A 24303-nucleotide genomic window follows, 5' to 3' on the forward strand; every position below is an offset into this window, starting at 1 on the left:
TGTCAGCCGCGAGGATGGGCCGCAGGGTAGACGCCAAGAACCTCGACATTGGTCGTGAAGTGTTCCAGTTCGTCCATTGCCAGCTGCACGTTGCGGTCTTCGGGATGTCCAACAATATCCGCATAAAACTGCGTTGCCGTGAAGGACCCGTCGACCATATAGCTTTCCAGCTTGGTCATGTTGATCCCGTTGGTGGCAAAGCCACCCATGGCCTTGTACAGCGCGGCCGGGATGTTGCGGACCTGAAACACGAAACTGGTGATCATCCCATGATCGCCCCGGCGGGACAAATCCGTTTCGCGTGACATGACAAGAAAGCGGGTCGTGTTGTCGTCATTGTCCTCGATATGGCGGGCCAGCACGTTCAGGTCGTAGATTTCAGCCGCAAGCTCGCTTGCCAGAGCGGCGGAATGCAAGTCCCCGATTTCGGCCACTTCGCGCGCGGCGCGGGCATTGTCGGGACTGACACGGCCACGAATACCGTGTTCTTTCAGAAATTCTGAACATTGCGGCAGCAGCACCAGATGCGAATGCGCTTCGGTGATGTCTTCCAGTTTTGCGCCGGGTACACCAAGAAGATTGATGTGAACACGCACGAACGCTTCATCGATGATGTGAAGCCCGCTATGGGGCAACAGCCGGTGAATATCGGCAACCCGACCGTAGGTCGTATTTTCGACCGGCAGCATCGCCAGATCGGCCGCGCCCGAGCGAACTGATTCGATCACATCCTCGAATGTGCGGCAGGGCAAGGCCTCCATTTCGGGTCGTGCGTTGCGGCAGGCCTCGTGACTGTAGGCGCCGGGTTCGCCCTGAAAAGCAATGCGATTGGTCATTTGGTCGATTCCATGCAACAAGTTCGCGATTTGGTCGTTTCGTCGCGGTGTCTATACCTTGCCTCTCGCAAGTGGAAGCCTTAGACACCTGCGCAGACAGCTGAAATGGACACGCGATCAATGTTCGACACGATGACAGTTACGAAGGCCGCCGCAGGCCTGTTCGGCACTTTCCTGGTGCTGCTTCTGGCCAAATGGGGGGCTGACATCCTCTATTCTTCCGGTGGCCATGGCTCGGCTGAGGCCGCCTACATTATCGAAACCGAAAGCTCGGGCGAAAGCGCGGACGGCGAAGAAGTGGTCTTTGAAGATCTGCTGGCCGCCGCTGACGTTGAGAAGGGCGCGAAAGTATTCCGCAAGTGCACCGCGTGCCACAAGCTGGAAGACGGGGCTAATGGAACCGGCCCTTACCTGTATGGCGTAGTTGATCGCCCGGTTGCCTCGGCAAAAGGTTTCACCGGTTACTCAGCCAGTATGCAGGCCCATGGCGGCAACTGGACGCCCGAAGCGTTGGATGCCTTCCTGGAACGCCCAAGCGCCTATATCTCGGGAACATCGATGAGTTTTGCTGGCTTGAAAAAACCTCAGGACCGCGCGGACTTGATTGCTTATCTGCAGACAATTGGCAACTGATTGCCTGAGAGACCATTGAAGTTCAGAGCCGCTGCCCCGCGCAGCGGCTTTTTTTGTCTGAAGGGAACTTCACAAAGCGCTCACGCATTCTAAACTTGAAACTGTCAGCGTTGGCACTTTAGCTAGCGTATGCGACATAAAAGATTACAATAACCCAGAGGATGAGCCCCATGATATCCCTAATGCCTGCTGCATGTGATCTTAAGGTCAGGCCATTGGCTGGCATATTCGGGCTTTGTGCTGTTCTGCTCTCACCGCAAGCTGCTTTGGCATTGGATGAGGGGGTTACCCGCAGTCATGGATATTCGTATTTCGGCAATCTGGATTACCCTGCTGACTATCCGCATCTGAATTACGTGAATCCAGATGCGCCTAAAGGTGGTGAGTTGTCCTTGGCGGCTTCTGGGACGTTCGATTCCTTGAATCCCTATTCCCGCAAGGGGCGCGCAGGCGCCTTGACGACGCTGCAATATGACCGCCTGTTCGAAAGCTCTGATGACGGTGTCGGGCAGTATTACGGCGTGCTGGCGGAAAGTCTGGAATATGATGAAGGGCGCAACTACGTCATTTTCCATTTGCGACCCGAAGCAACCTTTTGGGATGGCACGCCGGTGACGGCCGAAGATGTTGTCTACAGCCATCGCCTGTTCATCGAACAGGGCCTGCCTTCCTACGCCCAAGCCGTGGGCCGCATGGTGACGGGGGCCGAAGCGCTGGATGATCACACGGTCAAATTCACGTTCAATCCGGAAGTCACCCGCCGCAGTTTGATCGAGACCGTCGGGTCGACCCCCGTCTTTTCGAAAGCATGGTTCGAGGCGGACGAGTCCCGGCGTCTGGATGAGCCGCGTCTGGAAGTGGCGGTCGGCTCGGGTCCCTATAAACTCGACAGCTATGACATCAATCGCCGTATCGTTTACAAGCGACGTGACGACTATTGGGGTAAGGATCTGCCATTCAATGTCGGTCGCAACAATTTCGATACCATTCGCGTTGAGTATTTCGCCGATCAGACAGCGGCGTTCGAGGGGTTCAAGGCCGGTGAATACACGTTGCGGATTGAAAGCGATCCCAAGCTTTGGGCGACGGCGTATGATTTTCCGAAGCTGAACGAAGGTGTGATCGTGCGGGACGAGATACCGGATGGCAGCCCGCCAACACCGTCCGGCTTCGTCTTCAATCTCGGAAAACCGCAGTTTTCCGACAAGAACGTACGCAAGGCCCTTGCCTTGGCCTTCAATTTCGAATGGGCAAATGAATCCCTGCTGTTTGGTCTGAATTCACCGCGCAATTCCTTTACACAAGGCACCCCGCTGGAAGCGCAAGGCCTGCCCGAGGGCGATGAACTGGCGTTTCTTCAAGCGCTGGGTGAGGTTGTGCCCGAGGACCTTCTTTCAGAACCTGCCGTGACGGTTCACGAGTCAAACCCCGCGCGCCTGAACGATCGCAGAAATCTGCGAAAAGCCGCGAAACTGCTGGACGAGGCCGGGTGGCCGGTCGGCGATGGTAATGTGCGGCGTAACGCGGAAGGGCAGACACTGAAGGTTAATATCCCCTATCCTTCAAACCTGCCGACTTCGACGGCCACGATGATTGAAACCTATGTCCAGAACCTGCAAGCCATTGGCGTGGATGCGTCGGCGGAAAAGGTTGACCCGGCGCAATACACGCTGCGCAGCCGCGAGCGGGACTATGACATGGTCTATTCCACTCGTTACGGGTCTTTTTTGTCGACCGGTGGCGGGTTGAGCCAGATGTACGGGTCGGAAGAGGCCGCATTCAGTCTTTTCAACCCGGCCGGATTGGCAAGCCCATTGGTTGACGCAATCATCGAAGCATCCTTTGATACTGACAATCAGGCGGATCAGGACATGGCGTTGAAGGCGTTGGATCGCGCTTTGCGGTACGAGTTCTTCGTGATCCCCGTAGGATACATCGCTGACCACTGGGTGGCATATTACGATATGTATGAATACCCGGAAAACCTGCCGCCTTATTCGCTGGGCTATTTGGATCTGTGGTGGATCAATCCGGAAAAAGAGGCTGCACTGAAAGCGAAAGGCGCGCTGCGATAACATGGGCGCCTATATTCTAAGACGTTTGTTGCTGATCATCCCGACCCTTCTGGGCATCATGATCGTCAACTTCACGCTGGTACAATTCGTGCCTGGCGGGCCGGTTGAACAGATCATTGCCCAGATCGAAGGTCAGGGGGATGTTTTCGCCGGTTTTGCGGGTGCGGGCGATGCCGGCGCGGGGTCAGAGCCGGCGGGCGGCGTTTTCGACGACAAATATGTCGGCGCACGGGGCCTGCCGCCCGAGTTCATTGCTGAACTTGAAAAGGAATTCGGCTTCGACAAACCGCCCCTGGAACGTTTTCTGATCATGATGGGCAATTATCTGACGCTGGACTTCGGCGAGAGCTATTTCCGCTCGATCAGCGTGATTGATCTGGTGCTCGAGAAAATGCCGGTCTCGATCTCGCTGGGCCTGTGGTCAACGCTTATCGCCTATCTGGTTTCGATCCCTCTGGGCATTCGCAAGGCGATCAGGGACGGTTCGCAGTTCGACACGTGGACCAGCGCAGCGATCATCGTGGCCTATGCGATCCCTGGCTTCTTGTTTGCCATTCTGCTGCTGGTGCTTTTTGCCGGTGGATCCTATTGGCAGATCTTCCCGCTTCGGGGGCTGACATCTGACAACTGGGACAGCCTGAGTCTTTTTGGCAAAATCGCAGATTATTTCTGGCATATTGCGTTGCCGACCATCGCGCTGACGATCTCGGCCTTTGCGACATTGACGCTGCTGACCAAGAACTCGTTTCTCGATGAAATCAAAAAGCAATATGTCATGACCGCCCGCGCCAAAGGCCTGAGCGAACGCAAAGTGCTGTATGGCCATGTGTTCCGCAACGCGATGCTGATCGTCATAGCCGGATTTCCGGCCGTGTTCATCGGCGTGTTCTTCGGAGGTTCGATCATCATCGAAACGATCTTCTCACTTGATGGTCTGGGACGTCTGGGTTTTGAAGCCGCCGTGGCGCGGGATTACCCGGTGATTTTCGGCACGCTGTTCATCTTTGGCCTGATGGGGCTGGTGGTCGGCATCATCAGCGATCTGATGTATGTGCTGGTCGACCCGCGCATCGATTTTGAAAAGCGGGAGGGGTAAATGGCATTGTCCCCCCTGAACCAGCGCCGCTGGAGCAACTTTCGCCGCAACAAGCGCGCCTTCTGGTCGTTGATCATCTTCGCCGTGTTGTTCGGCCTGTCGCTGTTTGCCGAGTTCATCGCCAATGACAAACCGATTCTGGTGAAATACCGGGGCGAGTTCTACATGCCGGTCTTCAACTTCTACGCGGAAACCGATTTTGGCGGAGACTTCCAGACAGAGGCGATCTATCGCGACCCCGAGGTTCAGTGTCTGATAGACAGCGGCGGCCTGGAAGACTGTTTTGACGATCCCGAAGGCATTATCGAACAGATCGACGCCGGTACGTTCCAGGCGGAGGGGTTCGAGCGTGGCTGGTCGCTTTGGCCGCTGATCCCTTATTCCTACAACACGTCTGTGGACCGCCCCGGGGCTGCACCCTTGCCGCCCAACGGCCAGAACCTGCTGGGCACCGATGACACCAAGCGCGATGTGCTGGCACGGGTGATTTACGGCTTCCGCCTGTCGATCCTGTTCACGCTGCTGGTGACGGGTGCTGCCAGCCTGATCGGTATTTTCGCCGGTGCCGTACAGGGTTTCTTCGGCGGTTGGCTGGATCTGATCTTTCAGCGGATCATCGAGATCTGGTCCGCAACCCCGTCGCTTTATGTCATCATCATCATGTTCGCGGTGTTGGGGCGAAGTTTCTGGCTGCTGGTCGCGTTGATGATCCTGTTCAGCTGGACCGGGCTGGTTGGCGTGGTGCGCGCAGAATTCCTGCGGGCGCGAAACCTTGAATATGTGCGCGCTGCACGGGCATTGGGTGTGGGCAACATGACGATCATGTTCCGCCACATGCTGCCCAACGCAATGGTGGCCACGCTGACCTTCATGCCCTTCATCGTCACGGGCACCATAGGCGGGCTGGCTTCGCTGGATTATCTGGGTTTTGGTCTGCCGTCTTCGGCCCCCTCGCTGGGGGAGCTCACCTTGCAGGCAAAACAGAACCTTCAGGCCCCATGGCTGGCTTTCACGGCCTTTTTCACCTTTGCTATCATGCTGTCCCTGCTGGTCTTCATCTTTGAAGGCGTACGGGATGCGTTCGATCCCAGAAAGACCTTCTCATGAGCCTGCTGGATGTAAACAACCTGAAAGTCTCGTTCCGGCAGGACGGTCGGATCAGTGCTGTGGTTCGGGGCGTGTCATTCCATGTCGATCGCGGGGAAACCGTGGCGCTGGTGGGCGAATCCGGGTCGGGCAAATCTGTCACCGCGCTCAGCACCGTATCGTTGCTGGGCGACAGCGCGATCGTCGAAGGGTCCGTCACCTATGACGGGCAGGAGATGATCGGCGCCTCGGAGCAACGCCTGATGGATGTGCGCGGCAATGACATCAGCTTTATTTTCCAGGAGCCGATGACATCGCTGAACCCGCTGCACACGATCCAGAAGCAGATGGCGGAATCGCTGGCCCTGCATCAGGGGGTCACGGGCGATGTCGCGCGCGAACGAATTCTTGAACTGTTGAACAAGGTCGGTATCCGCGACCCCGAAGACCGGCTGGACAGCTATCCGCACCAGTTGTCTGGCGGACAGCGGCAGCGCGTGATGATCGCCATGGCGCTGGCGAACAAGCCGGACATCCTGATCGCCGATGAACCGACGACGGCGTTGGATGTAACCATTCAGGCACAGATCCTCGAGTTGCTGGCCAGTTTGCAGAAATCCGAAAACATGGGGATGCTGTTCATCACCCACGATCTGGGCATTGTGCGGCGCATCGCCGACCGGGTTTGCGTGATGAAGGATGGTGAGATCGTCGAGACCGGCGCGACCGCCGAGATCTTCGACAACCCGCAGCACCCCTATACCCGCAAGCTCCTGGCCGCGGAACCTTCGGGTCAGCCAGACGCCGTTGCAACAGATGCCGAGGAAGTCGCGCGTACGGATCATCTGAAAGTCTGGTTCCCGATCCAGCGCGGGTTTCTGAAACGCACGGTCGGCTATGTGAAGGCGGTGAATGACGCCACGCTGAGTGTACGCGCGGGTGAGACCTTGGGGATCGTGGGCGAAAGCGGGTCGGGCAAGACCACGCTGGCGCTTGCGATCATGCGCCTCATCGCGTCCGAAGGCGGCATCACCTTCCGCGATCAGGATGTGCGAAGATGGTCTACCCGCGAATTGCGCCGGCTGCGCAAGGATATGCAGATCGTGTTTCAGGACCCGTTCGGCAGCCTCAGCCCACGCATGACCTGTCAGCAGATCATCGCGGAAGGTCTGGCCATTCACAACATTGATCCTCATCGCGCGCCGCGCGAGCTGGTCGCTGAGGTGATGACCGAGGTGGGCCTGGATCCTGCGGCCATGGACCGATATCCGCACGAGTTTTCGGGCGGTCAGCGTCAGCGCATAGCCATTGCGCGCGCGATGGTCTTGCGGCCCAAGCTGCTGGTTCTGGACGAACCGACCAGCGCGCTGGACATGACGGTTCAGGTTCAGATCGTCGATCTGCTGCGCGATCTGCAAAAGAAATACGGGCTGGCGTATCTGTTCATCAGCCATGACCTGAAAGTTGTGCGGGCGATGTCGCACAAGGTGATCGTCATGCGAAACGGAGATGTGGTTGAAATGGGCACGGCCGAGGATTTGTTCGAAAATGCCCAGACCGACTATACCCGCGAACTGATTGCTGCGGCGGGCTGAGATCAGCCCGCCATCGTCAGGCCATCAGGCGCTGGCTTTTTCTTTGGCCGCCGTTTTCGGCACCGGCCCGCGCAGTTCTTCATAGTGATCAAAGCTCAGCTTGACCCACCCGGTTCCGCGCGTGGCACTGGCAAGAGTGCGATGCAACTCATCTTCGGCAACGGAGGGAATCAGAGCGTTGAAAATCTCCCAGCCTGATGCGTTCGGGTTGCCCTCAAATCCCAGAACCTGCCCTTGCAGAGAGCTGATCGTCGGCACGAGGTCGCCGACAAAATCAGAAGGCAGGTGGATTTCAGCGTTCAGGATCGGCTGCAAAACAACGGGCTTGGCCTGAGGCAGCGCTTCGCGCACGGCGTTCTTGCCCGCGGTACGGAAGGCATAATCCGAACTGTCTACGTTGTGATGCTTGCCGTCATGCAGCGTGACCTTCACATCCACCACCGGAAAACCCTCGGGGCCTTGCTCCAGCGCGTCTCTGGCGCCCTGTTCCACGGATGGAATGTAATTCTTGGGCACCGCGCCGCCCTTGACCACCTCTTCGAACTGGAACCCAGATCCGCGCGGCAGCGGCGCGACCGAGATCACGACATCCGCGAACTGCCCAGCCCCGCCGGATTGTTTGCGGTGTCTGTGGCGGTGTTCGACAGGTGTTCGGATGGTTTCGCGATAGGCGGTTTCGACTTGGTCGGCTTCAATCTCGATCCCGAAATCCTCAGCCAGCTTGGCGGTCACGCGTCGCATGTGCTGCGGACCTTGAGACCCAAGAACGGCGTGGCCGGTAAGCTCATCCTGTTGCAGGTCAAGGCCGGGGTCGATTTCGGCCAGACGGCTCAGGGCGTTTGACAGGCGCACATCGTCCCGCTCATGCGCGGGCGAGACAATCTGACGATGCGCCACCGGATGCGAGGCCGCCCATTCCGGCAGTTCCGTCGCCGAATTGCTGTCGTAGATGTAGCCGGGTTCGAGGTGATCGGATTTCACCGCCAGACCAATCTGCCCGGCCTCCAGCGTGGCGATCTGGGTTTTGGCATCCAGCGTTGTCAGATTGCCGACGGTCTCACCGCCCAAGGCTTCATGGGCTTGCACGCCGTCCCCCAGGCCGCGCAGAACCACGATTTTTCCGATGTGTTTTTTGACATCCGCGAAACCGGCAATGGCGCGGGCGCTGTCAGCGGCCTCGTCGCGCCCGGCGGCGATGTCAAATTCGGGGGCTTCGTGCCGCAGCGCCTTCATCAGACGCGTCAGCCCGTTGCCGTGACTTGCGGCACCCAGGCAGGCGGGAATCAACTGATGGTTCTGCAAAACCTGTGCCGCCAGATCATAGACCTCGCCACTTGGCGGCTGTTTGTCTTCTATCAGCTGTTCCAACAGGTTGTCATCAAAATCGGACAGGGTTTCGAGCAGCTCGGTTCGCGCTTCCTGCTCGCGGTCTTCGACGGATTGAGGCAGTTCGATCAGGGCCGAGGGCTGACCCTCCTGATATTTCCAGGCCCGTTCCGAGATCAGATCAACCGCCCCGATGATCGTATCCCCTTCGCGGATCGGTACCTGACGCAGGGCAATGTGGTGGGTGCAGTATGTTTGCAGAGCAGCGATGATATCGCGGACGCGGCCATTGGGGTTGTCCATCCGGTTGATGAACAGAAAACAGGGGATGCCGGCCTCTTCGACCAACCGCAGGTAGGGCGCGCACAGAACGGCGGCATTCGGGTCGGGGGGCACCACGACCACGGCGGCGTCCGAAATCGCCATTGCGGGGCCGACATAGGCCAGCGCATCGCCGCCCCCATCGACGTCGATCGCGCACCAGGGCTCGTCCAGGTAAGAAAAACCGTGCAAATGCACGGTTCCGGAAACATCGAATGTGGTGGGGCGCCCGTCGAGGCGGCTGATGGCCTCGACAAGCGTAGATTTGCCCGATTGGCTGGGCCCGAGGACGGTGAAAACGCGCATGAGTGTTGTCCCTCTTTCAGGTTGCAGATTGGCTACACGAAAGGGACCGACCGACGCGTTGGCGCCGACAAGGGTTGTCTGTATTTTGCCCGCCTCAGACCGCAGAGCGAGATGCCGCCCTACAGCATGAGTGTGGGAAAAACCGCAGGCGTGCGTCAAGCCCCTGATGTTTTTTGCGCGTCACGGGCCGAATGTTGCCCGCCGAAAAAGGGTCAGATGGCCGAGCTGTGCCCGGCTTTGCTGAGGTCATAGGCGTCAAAGCTGCGGGCGATCATCCGGGTCAGCGCGCGCGCTTCGGGCGGTATGAAAAGCCCGGCTTCAGTGATTTGCAGCATCCCGTCGAAAGATGCATTGGCTGCGTGATACATCTCGTCGAGGCCAGAGGCCGAAATATCGTGATCCCGAAGGATTTCTGCCGATTCGATCTTGAAATCGCACATCAATGCTTCGATCAGGCGGGCACGCAGAATGTCCTGACCTTTGAAAAGGTGCCCTCGGGATGTCGAAAACTGCCCATCGCGAATGGCTTTGGTATGGGCAGAGGTGGCCGGAGCGTTCTGCGCGTAACCTTGCGGGAAGCGCGAGATCGAGCTGGCCCCTACACCAATCAGAACATCGGCCTGATCGTCGGTGTAACCCTGGAAGTTCCGCTTGAGGCGGCCCGCGCGCAACGCGTGGGTCAGCCCGTCATCCTGAGTGGCGAAATGGTCGATGCCGATTTCGGCATAATTGTCCCAAAGGAACAAACGCCGGGCTGTGTCGAACAGTTCAAGGCGTTGTTCGGGCGTTGGCAGTGCGTCCGACGGAATCAGCTGCTGCCGCTTGGCCATCCAGGGTACGTGAGCATAACCATAAAGTGCCACGCGATCCGGGCTGAGCGACAGGAGTTTCTGTACGCTTTCCGTCATGCGCGCCTTGGTCTGATGTGGCAGGCCGTAAAGAATATCCGCATTCAGGCTGGTGATGCCACGTTCACGGATCATGTCGATAGCGTCGCGCGTGGTGTCATAGCTTTGAATACGGCCTATGGTTTTCTGGATTTCGTCATCGAAATCCTGCACCCCAATCGAGGCGCGGTTCATGCCCGCGTCAGCCAGCGCATCCAGACGCGCCTCGTCAATCTCGTTCGGATCGATCTCGACCGAGAATTCGGCATCCGGCCCCATGGGGACGATACCCAGGATGTGTTGTGCCAATTCGCGCATCAATTGGGCGTTCAGCAACGTTGGTGTGCCGCCGCCCCAGTGCAGACGCGACAGGACCACACCCTCAGGCAGACGTGCCGCCAGAAGGTCCAGTTCGGCCTTCAGAACATCGACATAGGCGATTACCGGGTTGTCGGTTTGTGTGCCTTGTGTCCGGCAGGCGCAGAACCAGCATAACCTGCGGCAGAATGGGACATGAATGTACAGCGAAATTGCACTGCCGGGTTTGATCCCGGAAATCCAGTCGCCAAACATATCTGCTCCCACGTCGTTGTTGAAGTGGGGGGCGGTGGGGTAGCTTGTGTAACGCGGTACTTTCGCGTCAAAAAGTCCAAGCTTTGCCAATTGTGGTTTCACTATCATGGCGATACCCTTATGCGACAGGCGACACAGGTGCTTTGATGGAGATCAAGTGGGAACGCGCATGACAGTAAAAGCACAATTTGACCATTCAAATTGCGGAGATTGCCCGATTCGTCATCGCGCCGTCTGTGCCCGTTGTGATGCCGATGAGCTGGAAGAGCTTGAAAGCATTAAATATTACCGCAGTTTTGAGGCGGGTCAGACGATTATCTGGTCTGGGGATCAGATGAGTTTTGTCGGCTCGGTTGTGGCCGGAATCGCGTCGTTGACCCAGACGATGGAAGATGGCCGCACCCAAATGGTTGGTCTTCTGCTGCCAAGCGACTTTGTTGGCCGCCCGGGTCGCGATACTGCGCCTTATGATGTTCAGGCCACGACGGATGTCGTGATGTGCTGTTTCCGCAAGAAACCGTTCGAAGAGTTGATGGACCACACCCCGCATATCGCCCATCGTCTTTTGCAGATGACTTTGGACGAGCTTGATGCCGCCCGCGAGTGGATGCTGGTTCTGGGGCGCAAAACGGCGCGTGAGAAGATTGCCAGTTTGTTGTCAATTATCGCCCGCCGGGACGGTTCAATCAGTCAAAAAGCTGTATCAGGACCCATTGTGTTCGACCTGCCCCTGACCCGAGAAGCAATGGCGGATTACCTGGGTTTGACATTGGAAACGGTCAGTCGCCAGATATCAGCTTTGAAAAAAGACGGGGTGATCACGCTTGAAGGAAAGCGGCACGTGACCATCCCCGATTTGGGCCGCCTGATGGAAGAGGCGGGTGACGATTCGGATGGCGGCTTTCCGGTCTGACGTAATAGGCTTTTGACCACTGACAGCCGCCGCAGTCTTTTTCGCGGGATATCTAATTCAGGAGCTCGGCATGGAATTTACCAGTTTGTTGGCAATGCTTTTGGTCGGCGCAATCGCCGGTTGGCTTTCCGGAAAGATCATGGCGGGCAGGGGTTTTGGCCTTTTCGGAAACATAGTTGTCGGAATCGTAGGCGCGTTTCTGGCGGGGTTGATATTTCCGGCGCTTGGATTTGCCGTTGGCGGCGGCCTGTTGTCGTCTATCCTATTCGCAACAGCAGGTGCCGTGATCCTGTTGTTCCTGATAGGCCTGATCCGCAGAGGATGACAAAAGAGAGGATGACAAAAGCCGCCAAGTCGGGCGGCTTTTGATGGGCGTATCAATGGGCCAGGAATACCGGTACGCCAGACTGCTCCAGCATGTTGCGTGTTGCGCCGCCCAGAATGGCCTCGCGAAAACGGGAATGACCGTAAGCGCCCATGACGATCAGATCCGATTCTGTATCGGATGCGTGACGGTTGAGAATATCCGACACGCGCGTCATGCTTTTGCTTAGCACATCAATCTCACATTTGACCCCGTGACGGGATAGCATCTGTGACAGCATTCCGCCCGGATCAGACCGGTCCGGACCATGGCGAGGCGGATCGATGACCACGATTCGGACCAGCTCGGCCTGTTTCAGGAAGGGCAGGGCGTGACGAATGGCGCACATGGCCTCTACGCTTTCGTTCCAACCTATCATGATATTGCGCGGCACCGTCAGGGGCTCGACGTCGTCCGGTACGACCAGAACCGGGCAATGCCCTTCGAACATGGCGGCTTCGATGATGGGCTCGGCCTCGGCACCGCGGTCTTTTCCATAAGGGTGCGGCAGGACCACCAGATCGGAAAACCGTGCCCTATGCGCGACATGGCGTCCGATATCGGCAATCTGCGCGACACCATGCTCGGCGGACCAGCGAACGCCGGACTTGCCAAGGTAGTCATTGGCAAAGTTTAACAGCTCCTGGGCCTCGGCGTTGGCCCGGCTCAGTGTTTCCTGAACGATCAGCGCATTGGCACCCGCATAGTAGTAACCTGTCTGACTGCGATCGACGCCAAGGCACAGGGCTTCGGCATGTGCATCCTGCGATTCCGCCAGGGCCACCATCTGCGCCAGAGCGGCGGGTGCTGTCTGCGTTTCGGTCATGACAGTGAGTAGAGATTTGTAAGTCATTGCGACCTCATGATTCGGGCATTTGGTCTCATGTGACCAGTTGGCCTGTTTCCTTTACAATGCGTGTCACAGAAAACGCAGAACTGTCTTGATACAGATCAAAGCAGTAACAGCCGCCGTGCTTCAGAACGGCAGCCAGTCAAATGGGTTTCGCGCGTATAAGAATCAAAAACGCGCGGGGCATGGCAAAGGGACGCAATATGTCGAATTACATCAAGCTGATCGTGCTTGGTCTGATCGCGCTGTTTGCAGCGATCGGAACCAATTATGCACGCGATTTGGCGTATCAGGTACATGCACTGCTGGTGATGCTTATCGCCGGTGGCCTGTTTATCTGGACGCTTCGAAACACTGACGAGCCAGATATTCTAGTCGACCGCTCGGGCGAATACATGGATGACGTGATCCGCTATGGCGTGATCGCAACCGCCTTCTGGGGCGTGATCGGGTTTCTGGCCGGGACCTTCATCGCATTTCAGCTGGCTTTTCCGGTGCTGAACTTTGAATGGGCACAGGGGTATCTGAATTTCGGTCGTTTGCGTCCGCTGCATACGTCGGCAGTGATTTTTGCCTTTGGCGGCAACGCATTGATCGCAACGTCGTTCTACGTCGTTCAGCGTACCAGCGCGGCGCGGCTTTGGGGCGGCAATCTGGCCTGGTTCGTTTTCTGGGGCTATCAGCTGTTCATCGTGCTGGCGGCGACGGGTTATGTTCTGGGCGGAACGCAGTCCAAGGAATATGCCGAACCTGAATGGTATGTCGATCTGTGGCTGACCATTGTCTGGGTCGCCTATCTGGCTGTCTACTTGGGTACGATCATAAAGCGGAAAGAACCCCACATATATGTGGCCAACTGGTTCTATCTGGCCTTTATCGTCACCGTCGCCATGCTGCATCTGGTCAACAACATGACCGTTCCTGTCAGCATCTGGGGTTCGAAATCGGTCATCGTCTGGTCGGGCGTGCAGGATGCCATGATCCAGTGGTGGTATGGCCACAACGCGGTGGGCTTTTTCCTGACTGCCGGCTTCCTGGGCATGATGTACTACTTCATTCCGAAGCAGGCCGAGCGTCCGGTGTTCTCGTACAAGCTGTCGATCATCCACTTCTGGGCGCTGATCTTCCTGTACATCTGGGCCGGCCCGCACCACCTGCATTATACTGCGCTACCTGACTGGGCCTCGACGCTGGGCATGGTGTTCTCGGTGATCCTGTGGATGCCGTCCTGGGGTGGTATGATTAACGGTCTGATGACCCTGTCGGGCGCGTGGGACAAGCTGCGCACCGACCCTGTGATCCGGATGATGGTGATCTCGGTCGGCTTCTACGGCATGTCCACCTTCGAAGGCCCGATGATGTCGATTCGCGCGGTGAACTCGCTGAGCCACTACACCGACTGGACAATTGGTCACGTGCACTCGGGCGCGTTGGGCTGGAACGGCATGATCACCTTTGGTGCGCTGTACTTCCTGGTGCCTGTCCTGTGGAAGCGTGAGCGTCTGTACTCGCTGCAAATGGTCAGCTGGCACTTCTGGCTCGCCACCATCGGTATCGTGCTTTACGCCGCGTCGATGTGGGTCACCGGTATCATGGAAGGCCTGATGTGGCGCGAAGTGGATGCCAACGGCTTCCTGGTGAACTCGTTCGCCGACACCGTGGCTGCCAAGTTCCCGATGTATGTGGTGCGTGCTCTGGGTGGCGTGATGTTCGTCGCCGGTTCGCTGATCATGTGCTACAACCTGTGGATGACTGTGCGGAAAGCGCCGGCCAAAGAGGCCAGCCTGACCGTCGCGGTCCCGGCTGAATAAGGAGGGCCGGAGCAATGGCAATTCTCGACAAACACAAGATCCTCGAGACCAACGCGACCCTCCTGCTGATCTTCAGCTTTCTGGTCGTGACCATCGGTGGCATCGTACAGATCACCCCGCTGTTCTATCTTGAGAACACAATCGAAAAGGTGGAGGGCATGCGCCCTTACACCCCCCTCGAGATGGCGGGTCGCGAGATCTACATCCGCGAAGGCTGCTATGTCTGCCACAGCCAGATGATCCGTCCGATGCGGGATGAGGTCGAACGCTATGGCCACTACTCGCTGGCAGCGGAATCGATGTACGATCACCCGTTCCAGTGGGGGTCCAAACGGACCGGACCGGATCTGGCGCGTGTCGGTGGCCGCTATTCCGATCAATGGCATGTCGACCACCTGCGGGATCCGCAATCCGTTGTACCTGAATCGGTGATGCCGAAATACGGCTTCCTCGAACATCGCAAAATTGACGGCAAGTACATCGGTGATGTGATGGCCGCCAATGCTCTGGTCGGGACGCCTTATTCCGAAGAGATGCTGGAAAACGCACAAGCCGACTTCCTCGCTCAGGCTGACCCGGACAGCGACTATGACGGGCTGCTGGAGCGCTATGGTGACAAGGTCAACGTGCGCAACTTCGACGGCCAGCCCGAGTTGACCGAAGCTGATGCGTTGGTTGCCTATCTTCAGATGCTGGGCACGTTGGTCGATTTCTCGACCTTCACCCCGGACGCAAGCCGCTAAAGGAGGATCGTGATGGAAGAATACACAATTCTCAGGCAGTTCGCGGATAGCTGGATGCTGCTGCTGTTGTTCGCCTTCTTCGTTGGTATCGTCATCTGGGTGTTCCGCCCCGGTGCCAGCAAGGAATACAAGGACACCGCCAACATCCCCTTCCGGCATCAAGACAAACCCGCCACATCCAAGGAGGCGCGGCAATGAGCAAGACACCTGAAAAACAGCCGGGTGATCCGAACACAACCGGGCACAGCTGGGACGGGATCGAAGAGTTCGACAACCCGATGCCGCGCTGGTGGCTGTGGACCTTCTACGCCACTATCTTCTGGGGCGTGATCTACACGATCATGTATCCAGCATGGCCCCTGGTCCAGTCGGCCACCGCCGGCGTCATGGGCTGGTCTTCACGGGCTTTGGTCCAGCAGGAGATGGTCGCATTCGAAGAGGCAAATGCACCCTGGAACGCCAAACTGGTGGAAACACCGCTGGAAGACATCGCGCAGGACGCTGAGCTTCAGCAATATGCCGTGAACTCTGGCGGTGCCGTGTTCCGTACATGGTGTGCGCAGTGCCACGGTTCCGGTGCGCAGGGCGCGCCGGGTTTCCCGAACCTGCTGGATGACGCCTGGCTGTGGGGTGGTACGATGGAAGATATCGTCTACACCGTCAGCTATGGTATCCGGAACGAAGAAAGTGACGATGCGCGCTATTCCGAGATGCCTGCCTTCGGTGAAATCCTGGAGCATGACGAAATCACGCAGGTCGTTCAGTATGTCATGTCGCTGAGCAATGCTCAGACCGATGACGCGGCGGCACAGGCGGGCAAGGTTGTCTTCGAAGACAACTGCGTGTCCTGCCATGGTGAAGATGGCAAAGGTGACATCTTCCAGGGGGCGCCGAACCTGACCGACGCGATCTGGCTTTATGGCGGTAGCGAAGAAGCTCTGACCGAAACAGTGACCTACAGCCGCTTTGGCGTCATGCCGAACTGGGATACCCGCCTGACCGAGGCGCAGATCCGTGCGGTATCCGCCTATGTCCACCAGTTGGGTGGTGGCCAGTAAGACCTAGAGGGCACCTTCGGGCGGCTGGCCGCCCGAAGGCTGTAGCACCGGCTGTTCCATCTGTTCGCGCGTTTCCTGAACAGCCGGTGCTTTTTTACACTGAATTCCTTTTGTTTTGCCATTCTGTTCTTCGCAACGACGGCTTATCACCCGCGTTCGGGCAGGGCTGACCCGGGGCTGCGACAATTGGTCGGTACTTGGAAAACTGCGTGTACCACGTGCAGCTGGTATCGCGCCACAAGCAGATTTTCCGCCAAAATAGGCTCAAAATCGGGTAAAATACCTGATTTCCAGCCTCGGTAAGAAGGGCGGATCTTCAAAAGATGTTTGCTCGATGCGCTTTTTGACCCATGTCAAAGTTCGCCTAGGCATGATCTGGAACAAGACGTCTTCAGAAGACCCATTTGTGGAGCCAGCCAGTGAGCGATTCCGATCCCGCCCCCAGCCTTTACGCCGCGCGTGAGCCGATTTTTCCAAGACGTGTTTCGGGGCCGTTTCGAAACCTGAAATGGATCATCCTCATCGTGACGCTGGGCATTTACTATGTGACGCCCTGGATCAGATGGGATCGCGGCCCCAGCCTGCCTGATCAGGCTGTCCTGCTGGATCTTGCAAATCGACGTTTTTATTTCTTCTGGATCGAGATCTGGCCGCACGAATTCTACTTTGTCGCTGGTCTGCTGATCATGGCAGGTTTGGGTCTGTTCCTGTTTACGTCGGCTCTGGGTCGCGTTTGGTGCGGATATGCATGCCCGCAAACCGTCTGGACGGACCTGTTCATTCTGGTCGAGCGGTGGATTGAAGGCGACAGAAACGCCCGCCTGCGCCTGCACCGTCAGGAAAAGCTTGATTTCCGAAAGGCTCGCTTGCGGGTCACCAAATGGGCGGTCTGGTTTCTGATCGGTTTGGCGACAGGTGGTGCCTGGGTGTTCTATTTCGCGGATGCACCCACGCTGGCCCGTGATCTTGTGACGGGCAACGCGCATCCCGTTGCCTATACGACGATGTTGATCCTGACGGGTACAACCTTCTTCTTCGGCGGGTTCGCCCGCGAGCAGATCTGTATCTATGCCTGCCCTTGGCCGCGCATTCAGGCGGCGATGATGGATGAGGACACGCTGGTTGTCGGCTATCGTGAATGGCGGGGTGAACCGCGCGGCAAAGGCAAGCGGACGGCCGATTCTGAGTTGGGGGATTGCATCGACTGTATGGCCTGCGTGAATGTCTGCCCTGTCGGGATCGATATTCGGGATGGCCAGCAGCTGGAATGTATCACCTGTGCCCTTTGTATCGACGCGTGTGATGACATGATGGCCAAGATCGGAAAGCCACGAGGGCTGATCGACTACATGGCGCTGAGCGATGAAGCCCATGAGCGATCCGGCGAGCCCGCCAAGAATGTCTGGAAGCACATTCTGAGGCCGCGTACGATTTTGTACACCGCATTGTGGGCGCTGGTCGGGTTCGGGCTGCTGTTTGCGCTCTTCATCCGTTCTGACATTGATCTGACTGTTGCACCGGTTCGCAACCCCACTTTCGTCACCCTGTCGGACGGTACAATCCGCAACACCTATGACGTTCGTCTGCGCAACAAGCACGGTGAGGACCGTCTTTTCAAACTGTCATTGGCGGGCGATCCGGCGATGCGACTGGAAATCGAGGGAACCAATATCGATACTGTGAATGTCACGGCGGATACGGCACAATTGACCCGTGTATATATCGTGGCCTCCCGCAATAGCGATCCGGCCGCAGCAGATGCGACACCAGTACGGATCTGGGTCGAAGACCTCAGCAGCGGCGAACGCGCCTACAAGGACACCACGTTCAACGGACGAGGGAACTGATCATGGCCGAACGTAAATTCACCGGAAAGCACGCCCTTGCCGTGTTTGTCGGCGCTTTTGGCGTGATCATCGCGGTGAACCTCGTGCTGGCGTACAATGCGGTGAAAACCTTTCCCGGGCTGGAGGTCAAGAACTCCTACGTCGCCAGCCAGGAGTTCAACGAGCGCCTGAAAGAGCAGCAGGCGCTGGGCTGGACAGTTCGGGCGGAAACCAAAGGCGGCCTTCTGATCCTGCACATCACCGACGAAAGCGGTGCGCCGGTTGAGGTGAGCGAATTGCAGGCCGTGGTCGGTCGGGCAACCCATGTGCGCGACGACTTCGTGCCGGATTTTACGTTCGACGGTACAGCCTATGCCACGCCTGCTACACTGGGCAAGGGCAACTGGAACATCCGGTTGGTGGCGCGTGACGGAAACGGCGCCGAATTCTCGCAGCGCGTCCCGCTTTACGTAAAGGGGTAAGCATGACGGCTCAGCTTTCATCCGGCACAGCAGCCTGCCCGGGCTGCCTTGCGGCCCCGGCAGAACCGGCCCGGCCCATACCGGAGGATGTGCAGATCGCTTTGTCGCTGCCGGGCATTCATTGCTCGGCCTGTATCGCGACGGTCGAGCGTGAACTGAACGCGCATCCCGGTGTCGAAGACGCCCGGGTGAACCTGACGCTCAAACGCGCGATGATCAAAGCCACGCCGGAAACGCGTGCAAGCGATCTGATCCCGGTGCTTGAACAGGCAGGTTTCGAAGCACATGAGCTTGATCCGGGGGCTTTGTCCGCAACCCAGACGGACAAGGCCGGGCGTGATCTTCTGATGCGGCTGGCCGTGGCCGGGTTTGCATCCATGAACGTGATGTTGCTGTCGGTGTCGGTCTGGTCAGGTGCGACGGATGCAACGCGGGACATGTTCCACTGGATTTCAGCGGCCATCGCGCTGCCGGCCATTGCGTTCTCGGCCCAGCCGTTCTTTGCCAATGCCTGGAGCGCCCTGCGCGTGCGACGGCTGAATATGGATGTGCCGATTGTACTGGCGATCCTGTTGGCGCTGGTCACGTCGCTGTGGGAAACCGCGTTGAGCGGCGAGCATGCCTATTTCGACGCAGCCCTGACATTGACCTTCTTTCTGCTGGCCGGACGGTATCTGGATTACCGCACCCGTGCCGCGGCGCGATCTGCGGCCGAAGAATTGACCGCGTTGGAAGTTCCCCGCGCCATTCGTGTCGCCGATGGGATTGAAGATGAAGTTCCCGTTGCCGAGTTGTGCGTCGGAGATCTGATCCTTGTCCGACCGGGTGGGCGCATGCCCGTGGACGGCCAGATCGTGTCGGGTCAGTCCGAACTGGATCGATCCCTTCTGACAGGCGAGACGGTGCCAGTCTTTGCCGAGGCCGGGCAGGCTGTGAGCGCGGGTGAAGTCAACCTGACGGGTCCGTTGACAATCCGGGCAACGGCGGTCGGGGAAGACACGTCGCTCCATCGTATGGCTGATCTGGTCGCCATCGCCGAGTCTGGCCGGTCCCGGTACACCTCGTTGGCCGATAAGGCTGCCAAGCTGTATGCGCCCGGCGTTCACATTCTGTCGGCGCTCAGCTTTGTTGGGTGGTACATCTATTCCGGTGATTTGCGCACGGCGCTGAACATCGCGGCGGCTGTTCTGATTATTACCTGCCCCTGTGCGTTGGGTCTGGCCGTGCCAGCGGTAACCACGGCCGCGTCGGGCCGGTTGTTCCGCAAGGGAATGCTGATCAAGCACGCCACGGCACTGGAACGGCTGTCCGAAGCTGACACAGTTGTATTCGACAAGACGGGAACGCTGACATCCGGCGCACCGGAACTGGTCAATCTGGCAGACCATGCACGGGCCAAGGTCGAGGTCGCTCTGGCGCTGGCCGAGGCTTCTGCACATCCCTTGTCCGTATCATTGGCAAAAGCGGCGCGTGCGGCAGGCATCAAACCAGCAAATGTGCGGGGAGTAGCCGAGGTTCCCGGCTATGGCACCGAGGGCGAATTCCGTGGTCAGCGTGTTCGTCTGGGGCGGGCCGCCTGGGTCGGCGCGGATCAGGGCACAGACACTTCGGCCTGGCTGGCAATCGGCGAGGACGCACCCGTGGCCTTCCGATTCTCGGACGCGTTGCGCCCGGGCGCCGCTGAGGCGGTGGATGCCCTGCGTGCTTCGGGCAAGCGTGTGCTTCTGATTTCAGGGGATTCGCAGGGGGCGGTGCGCGCCTTGGCGGAAAAACTGGGAATTGCGGATTGGATCGCCGAGGCTTTGCCGCAGGACAAGGCAAGACGCATTCAGGATCTCAGCGATGAAGGCCACAAAGTTCTGATGGTTGGCGACGGGCTGAACGATACCGCCGCTTTGGCGGCGGCGCATGTGTCGATCTCTCCGGCCTCTGCGCTGGATGCGGCGCGGGTCGCGTCAGATATCGTGCTGTTGGGCAATGATCTTTCGCCCATTGCGGATGCGTGTGACACGGCCGTCAAAGCCACCAGACGCATTCGCGAAAACTTCCAGATCGCAACCGTTTACAATGTGATCGCCGTTCCTCTGGCCGTGATCGGACTGGCGACACCGCTGATCGCGGCCTTGGCGATGTCGACCTCGTCCATTACCGTGTCCCTGAACGCCCTGCGGTTGAGGTAATCTGAATGGAAGTGCTTGCTTATCTGATCCCGATTTCCCTGTTCCTGGGGGGCGTTGGTCTGGCCGCCTTCGTATATACCGTTCGTACGAACCAGTACGAAGACCCCGAAGGTGACGCGCGCCGGATCCTGAGCGACGAATGGGATGACAAACCCAAACCCTGAACGAATGCCCCATAGAGGCAGAGTTGAACCAACTGCCCTTGAAATTGCCGCAATGCCCGGCTATGTCCGGCCCATCCGCTAGCAGAGAGAACACGCCAAATGGCCACCACCAATCCGATCCAGTTCATTCAGCAAGTCCGTGCCGAAGTCTCCAAGGTCGTCTGGCCGACCCGGCGCGAGGTGCTGTTGACCACGGTAATGGTCTTCATCATGGCGGCGCTGACGGCTGTATTTTTCGCTTTGGTCGATTTGGGTATCCGGGGTGGTCTTCAACTGATCCTGGGTGCTTTCAGCTAGACGGGATCAGCGCGCTGAAACGTCTCTGCCCCCTTGCGCTGCGGGCAATGTCAGAGTAGGTGACGCGGTACTATTCGGAATGGGCGTGTGGCGATTCGGGCTGCGCGCCGCTTTTTATTCCGGATGGCGTGGCAAGATTTTAATGACGGGTGTGTCCGGTACGCTTGATACCCCGAAGACAAACAAGGACGACAGGTTCATGGCGAAACGGTGGTACTCGGTCAGCGTTCTTTCGAATTTCGAAAAGAAGATCGCAGAACAGATCCGCACGTCGGTGGCTGAACAGGGCCTTGAGGACGATATCGACGAAGTTCTGGTGCCCACCGAAGAGGTGATCGAAGTGCGCCGGGGCAAGAAGGTCACGACCGAACGCCGATTCATGCCTGGTTACGTTCTGGTGCATATGGAAATGTCGGATCAGGGGTACCACCTGATCAACTCGATCAACCGCGTCACCGGTTTCCTGGGCCCGCAAGGCCGCCCGATGCCGATGCGCGACGCCGAAGTGAACCAGATCCTGAACCGTGTTCAGGAAGGTGAAGAAGCACCCAAGCTGATGATCAGCTTCGAGGTCGGTGAGAAGGTCAAAGTCAACGATGGCCCGTTCGAAGATTTCGACGGCATGGTCGAAGGTGTGGACGACGAAAACCAGAAGCTGAAGGTTTCGGTTTCGATCTTCGGCCGGGAAACTCCGGTCGAGCTGGATTTCACGCAGGTCACCAAGCAGAGCTGAGGAAACACTCCTCGAGAATTGAAACGCCGCGATGCCAAGGGCAACGCGGCGTTTTTTGTTTGGGTATTCGCTGAAAACGTGTCGACCTATTGCGCCTGCACCATGGCCGCGCGCAAAAGTTGCGGGCGGTCGGTCTGCGAGGGCAGGAACACAGCCTGCGATCCGGCGTCCAGGGCCGACAGGCTCGCGTCATACCACTGCATCGCAAGATCGCGACGTTTCTGTACACCGAAGCCTTCGCGCAGATGGTGGCCAATCAGTTCGCCATAGGCGGGCTCACCCATTGCGACCAACATCAGGGCAGACCCAAGCGCGGCATCCATGTTGTCCTGACGATAGCCAATCGCAAGGCAAACCTTACTTGTCGCGGCAAGATCTTGGGGGCTGAGGCCCGAGTCCAGCGCCAGCTTGCGCATCTGGGTTTCAGCCTCGGTTTTCGAATTGATAGACAGAGCATCAACCTGAGGCGCCACCATTTCACCATACGAGTCGCATTGAGCACTCACCTGCTCCGGCGTCAGCCCCTGGATATCCTGAATCAGATCTTCACCGCGCGCCATCGCGTAGCTGCGGGCAAGACAGAACTGTTCGCTGAGCGCAAAGTCGGGATCGGACATGTTCGCCAGGGTCGTATAGCCGCCATTGGTAGATGTTTGCAGCATGACCCCGCTACAGCGATTGGCCAGCGACGGGCCTCCGGTGCCGCCGGAAAACAGGCTCGGCAGGCTGGCAGACGTTGTTTCGGTTGTCTCCGGCTCAGGTTCTTGCGGTGTCGCAACCGGAACAGGTTGTGCCGGGGCGGCTTGTGCCGGCGCCTGAGGGGCAGTAGCCAAAGCAGATCCAGTTTGCACCTGACGGCGATACGCCATCAGAAGCGGTTGGCCCGCAAGTTGAGTCGTCGCTTGTCCACCGCTTGTGGCCCAATAGTAGGCTTGCATCAGAAAATCATACTGATACGGCTGAAAATCATAGCCATTTATAGGATAACCCATCGAGGCCTGATAGCGTTCGATTGCGGACCGGGTGCCACGACCGACCTGACCATCGACCCTTCCTGCATTGTACCCGAAGTAATTGAGCGCGGTCTGGGTTTGCGCGCCTTGCGTGGTCGACGGAATGCCTGACCGATAGGTGCGGTTCGATGTAGTTGTTCTCTGAGATTTCTTCTTTTGTTGGTCCTTGCCGATTGCGTAACCAACGATCCCGCCGACGACCGCACCACCAAGAAACTCTCCAGCGTCGGCCCGCGCCGTTTGAGGGATGGCAGCAGCAAGAGAAAAGGCGATGCCAAGAGTTAAAGCTAAACGAAGTATCATAATTAACCTCCACCAATAATCACAATTTTTAAGGAGTATAGCACGGTCATCTGCGTTGTGGCGAAGCAAGCGCCAATGTCGCGTTCAATTGGCTGAAAACTGGCGGTTTTACATGTCTTTGCAGATTGTTAGAGGAATTTGGAACCGCGCGGACATTCGCGTGTAATCACGCAGGCAGCAAGAATCCTCTCAGGGTTTGATTCGGTACAACCCGAATGGTGCGCCAACCACTTGTCATCTCTCCTGATCCCATGTAAACGCCGCCTCTATCGTCTTCGGGCGAGATTCTCTCGTGGGAGGTTGCCGGGGTCGCGATCCCGGACCGGACCACGCAACATAATCTGGGTGGGACGCGTTTCACCCAAGTTGAAAGGAAAACCAAATGGCCAAGAAGCTTGCTGGTACAATGAAACTGCAGGTTCCTGCAGGTCAGGCGAACCCGTCGCCGCCAGTTGGTCCGGCGCTGGGTCAGCGCGGCATCAACATCATGGAATTCTGCAAGGCGTTCAACGCCAAGACCGCAGACATGGAGCAGGGCGCACCTTGCCCAACCGTGATCACCTATTATCAGGACAAGTCCTTCACCATGGACATCAAGACGCCGCCCGCGTCTTACTACCTGAAAAAAGCAGCTGGTCTGAAGCCGGTCGGCAAGCGTAACCGCCCCCGTGGCGCGGAAAACCCCGGTCGTGAGACCGTGGCCACCGTGACCTCGAAGCAGGTTCGTGAAATCGCAGAAGCCAAAATGAAAGATCTGAACGCCAACGACGTCGAAGGCGCAATGCAGATCATCCTGGGCTCGGCCCGCTCTATGGGCATCGAGGTGAAGTAA

Annotated in this window: 23 protein-coding genes; 18 read left to right on the forward strand and 5 right to left on the reverse strand. The window is 58.0% G+C overall.

The annotated features are described in order from the left end of the window. Positions 1-2 precede the first annotated feature (2 nt). Positions 3-836: a prephenate dehydratase gene (locus ACR0LI_RS20060; RefSeq protein WP_171638275.1), complete on the reverse strand. Its 834-nt coding sequence runs from the start codon at positions 834-836 to the stop codon at positions 3-5. 120 nt (positions 837-956) lie between these two features. Between ACR0LI_RS20060 and ACR0LI_RS20065 the strand changes: the two genes are divergently transcribed. The 5 genes from ACR0LI_RS20065 to ACR0LI_RS20085 all read left to right on the forward strand — a co-directional run bounded on the left by ACR0LI_RS20065 (position 957) and on the right by ACR0LI_RS20085 (position 7321). Beyond that, entirely contained in the window at positions 957-1469 is a 513-nt protein-coding gene (locus ACR0LI_RS20065) for a c-type cytochrome (protein WP_152459925.1), read from the forward strand. Between the two features lie 170 nt (positions 1470-1639). Further along, on the forward strand, positions 1640-3544 hold the full coding sequence (locus tag ACR0LI_RS20070; RefSeq protein WP_171725108.1) for an extracellular solute-binding protein: 1905 nt from the start codon (positions 1640-1642) through the stop codon (positions 3542-3544). Position 3545: 1 nt separating this feature from the next. Continuing rightward, positions 3546-4640: a microcin C ABC transporter permease YejB gene (locus tag ACR0LI_RS20075; RefSeq protein WP_152459198.1), complete on the forward strand. Its 1095-nt coding sequence runs from the start codon at positions 3546-3548 to the stop codon at positions 4638-4640. Next, positions 4641-5747, forward strand: a complete 1107-nt coding sequence (locus ACR0LI_RS20080) for an ABC transporter permease (protein WP_171725110.1) — start codon at positions 4641-4643, stop codon at positions 5745-5747. Further along, positions 5744-7321 (forward strand): ABC transporter ATP-binding protein, encoded by a 1578-nt coding sequence (locus ACR0LI_RS20085; protein ID WP_480719124.1) that lies wholly within the window; start codon positions 5744-5746, stop codon positions 7319-7321. Before ACR0LI_RS20080 ends, ACR0LI_RS20085 begins: the two co-directional genes overlap by 4 nt. A gap of 24 nt (positions 7322-7345) precedes the next feature. On the opposite strand, the gene ACR0LI_RS20090 is transcribed toward ACR0LI_RS20085, so the two are convergent. Together ACR0LI_RS20090 and hemN are read right to left on the reverse strand one after the other, a co-directional pair. Beyond that, complete coding sequence (locus ACR0LI_RS20090; protein ID WP_480719125.1) at positions 7346-9274, reverse strand: elongation factor G; 1929 nt, start codon at positions 9272-9274, stop codon at positions 7346-7348. A gap of 212 nt (positions 9275-9486) precedes the next feature. Then, the gene (gene hemN, locus ACR0LI_RS20095) at positions 9487-10842 is read right to left on the reverse strand and encodes an oxygen-independent coproporphyrinogen III oxidase (RefSeq protein WP_480492558.1); all 1356 of its coding nucleotides are present in this window, start codon (positions 10840-10842) and stop codon (positions 9487-9489) included. Positions 10843-10903: 61 nt separating this feature from the next. On the opposite strand from hemN, the gene fnrL reads away from it, so the two are divergent. Both fnrL and ACR0LI_RS20105 read left to right on the forward strand, forming a co-directional pair. Continuing rightward, entirely contained in the window at positions 10904-11647 is a 744-nt protein-coding gene (gene fnrL / locus ACR0LI_RS20100; protein ID WP_171638263.1) for a transcriptional regulator FnrL, read from the forward strand. 70 nt (positions 11648-11717) lie between these two features. Next, positions 11718-11972, forward strand: a complete 255-nt coding sequence (locus ACR0LI_RS20105; protein WP_480719126.1) for a GlsB/YeaQ/YmgE family stress response membrane protein — start codon at positions 11718-11720, stop codon at positions 11970-11972. A 52-nt stretch (positions 11973-12024) separates the two neighbouring features. On the opposite strand, the gene ACR0LI_RS20110 is transcribed toward ACR0LI_RS20105, so the two are convergent. Continuing rightward, the gene (locus ACR0LI_RS20110; protein ID WP_171638259.1) at positions 12025-12864 is read right to left on the reverse strand and encodes a universal stress protein; all 840 of its coding nucleotides are present in this window, start codon (positions 12862-12864) and stop codon (positions 12025-12027) included. Positions 12865-13064: 200 nt separating this feature from the next. Here ACR0LI_RS20110 and ccoN point away from each other — a divergent pair, with 200 nt between their 5' ends. The 10 genes from ccoN (at position 13065) to nusG (ending at position 22155) form a co-directional block, all read left to right on the forward strand. Next, positions 13065-14672, forward strand: coding sequence for a cytochrome-c oxidase, cbb3-type subunit I (gene ccoN, locus ACR0LI_RS20115; RefSeq protein ID WP_171638257.1), 1608 nt, complete (start codon positions 13065-13067; stop codon positions 14670-14672). A 14-nt stretch (positions 14673-14686) separates the two neighbouring features. Continuing rightward, positions 14687-15415, forward strand: coding sequence for a cytochrome-c oxidase, cbb3-type subunit II (gene ccoO, locus ACR0LI_RS20120; protein WP_152459189.1), 729 nt, complete (start codon positions 14687-14689; stop codon positions 15413-15415). Positions 15416-15427: 12 nt separating this feature from the next. Beyond that, positions 15428-15613 carry a CcoQ/FixQ family Cbb3-type cytochrome c oxidase assembly chaperone gene (locus tag ACR0LI_RS20125; protein WP_050605006.1) on the forward strand — a complete coding sequence of 62 codons (186 nt, stop codon included), beginning with the start codon at positions 15428-15430 and terminating at the stop codon, positions 15611-15613. Beyond that, positions 15610-16473, forward strand: a complete 864-nt coding sequence (gene ccoP / locus ACR0LI_RS20130; RefSeq protein ID WP_171638254.1) for a cytochrome-c oxidase, cbb3-type subunit III — start codon at positions 15610-15612, stop codon at positions 16471-16473. The genes ACR0LI_RS20125 and ccoP overlap by 4 nt, the downstream gene beginning before the upstream one ends. A gap of 419 nt (positions 16474-16892) precedes the next feature. Beyond that, positions 16893-18320 (forward strand): cytochrome c oxidase accessory protein CcoG, encoded by a 1428-nt coding sequence (ccoG, locus tag ACR0LI_RS20135; protein WP_171638252.1) that lies wholly within the window; start codon positions 16893-16895, stop codon positions 18318-18320. 2 nt (positions 18321-18322) lie between these two features. After that, a complete protein-coding gene (locus ACR0LI_RS20140) occupies positions 18323-18781 on the forward strand; it encodes a FixH family protein (RefSeq protein WP_171638250.1) in 459 nt (152 codons plus the stop codon). A 2-nt stretch (positions 18782-18783) separates the two neighbouring features. Next, positions 18784-20961 carry a heavy metal translocating P-type ATPase gene (locus ACR0LI_RS20145; RefSeq protein ID WP_480492559.1) on the forward strand — a complete coding sequence of 726 codons (2178 nt, stop codon included), beginning with the start codon at positions 18784-18786 and terminating at the stop codon, positions 20959-20961. 5 nt (positions 20962-20966) lie between these two features. After that, a complete protein-coding gene (ccoS, locus tag ACR0LI_RS20150) occupies positions 20967-21125 on the forward strand; it encodes a cbb3-type cytochrome oxidase assembly protein CcoS (RefSeq protein WP_152459183.1) in 159 nt (52 codons plus the stop codon). Positions 21126-21224: 99 nt separating this feature from the next. After that, positions 21225-21422, forward strand: a complete 198-nt coding sequence (gene secE / locus ACR0LI_RS20155) for a preprotein translocase subunit SecE (RefSeq protein ID WP_050605011.1) — start codon at positions 21225-21227, stop codon at positions 21420-21422. Positions 21423-21621: 199 nt separating this feature from the next. Next, positions 21622-22155 (forward strand): transcription termination/antitermination protein NusG, encoded by a 534-nt coding sequence (gene nusG, locus ACR0LI_RS20160; protein WP_152459924.1) that lies wholly within the window; start codon positions 21622-21624, stop codon positions 22153-22155. Positions 22156-22241: 86 nt separating this feature from the next. Here nusG and ACR0LI_RS20165 read toward each other — a convergent pair whose 3' ends face one another. Continuing rightward, entirely contained in the window at positions 22242-23471 is a 1230-nt protein-coding gene (locus ACR0LI_RS20165) for a peptidoglycan-binding domain-containing protein (protein ID WP_171638246.1), read from the reverse strand. 382 nt (positions 23472-23853) lie between these two features. Between ACR0LI_RS20165 and rplK the strand changes: the two genes are divergently transcribed. Further along, positions 23854-24303: a 50S ribosomal protein L11 gene (gene rplK, locus ACR0LI_RS20170; RefSeq protein ID WP_037314971.1), complete on the forward strand. Its 450-nt coding sequence runs from the start codon at positions 23854-23856 to the stop codon at positions 24301-24303.

The organism is Ruegeria sp. CL7 (genome assembly GCF_056536445.1).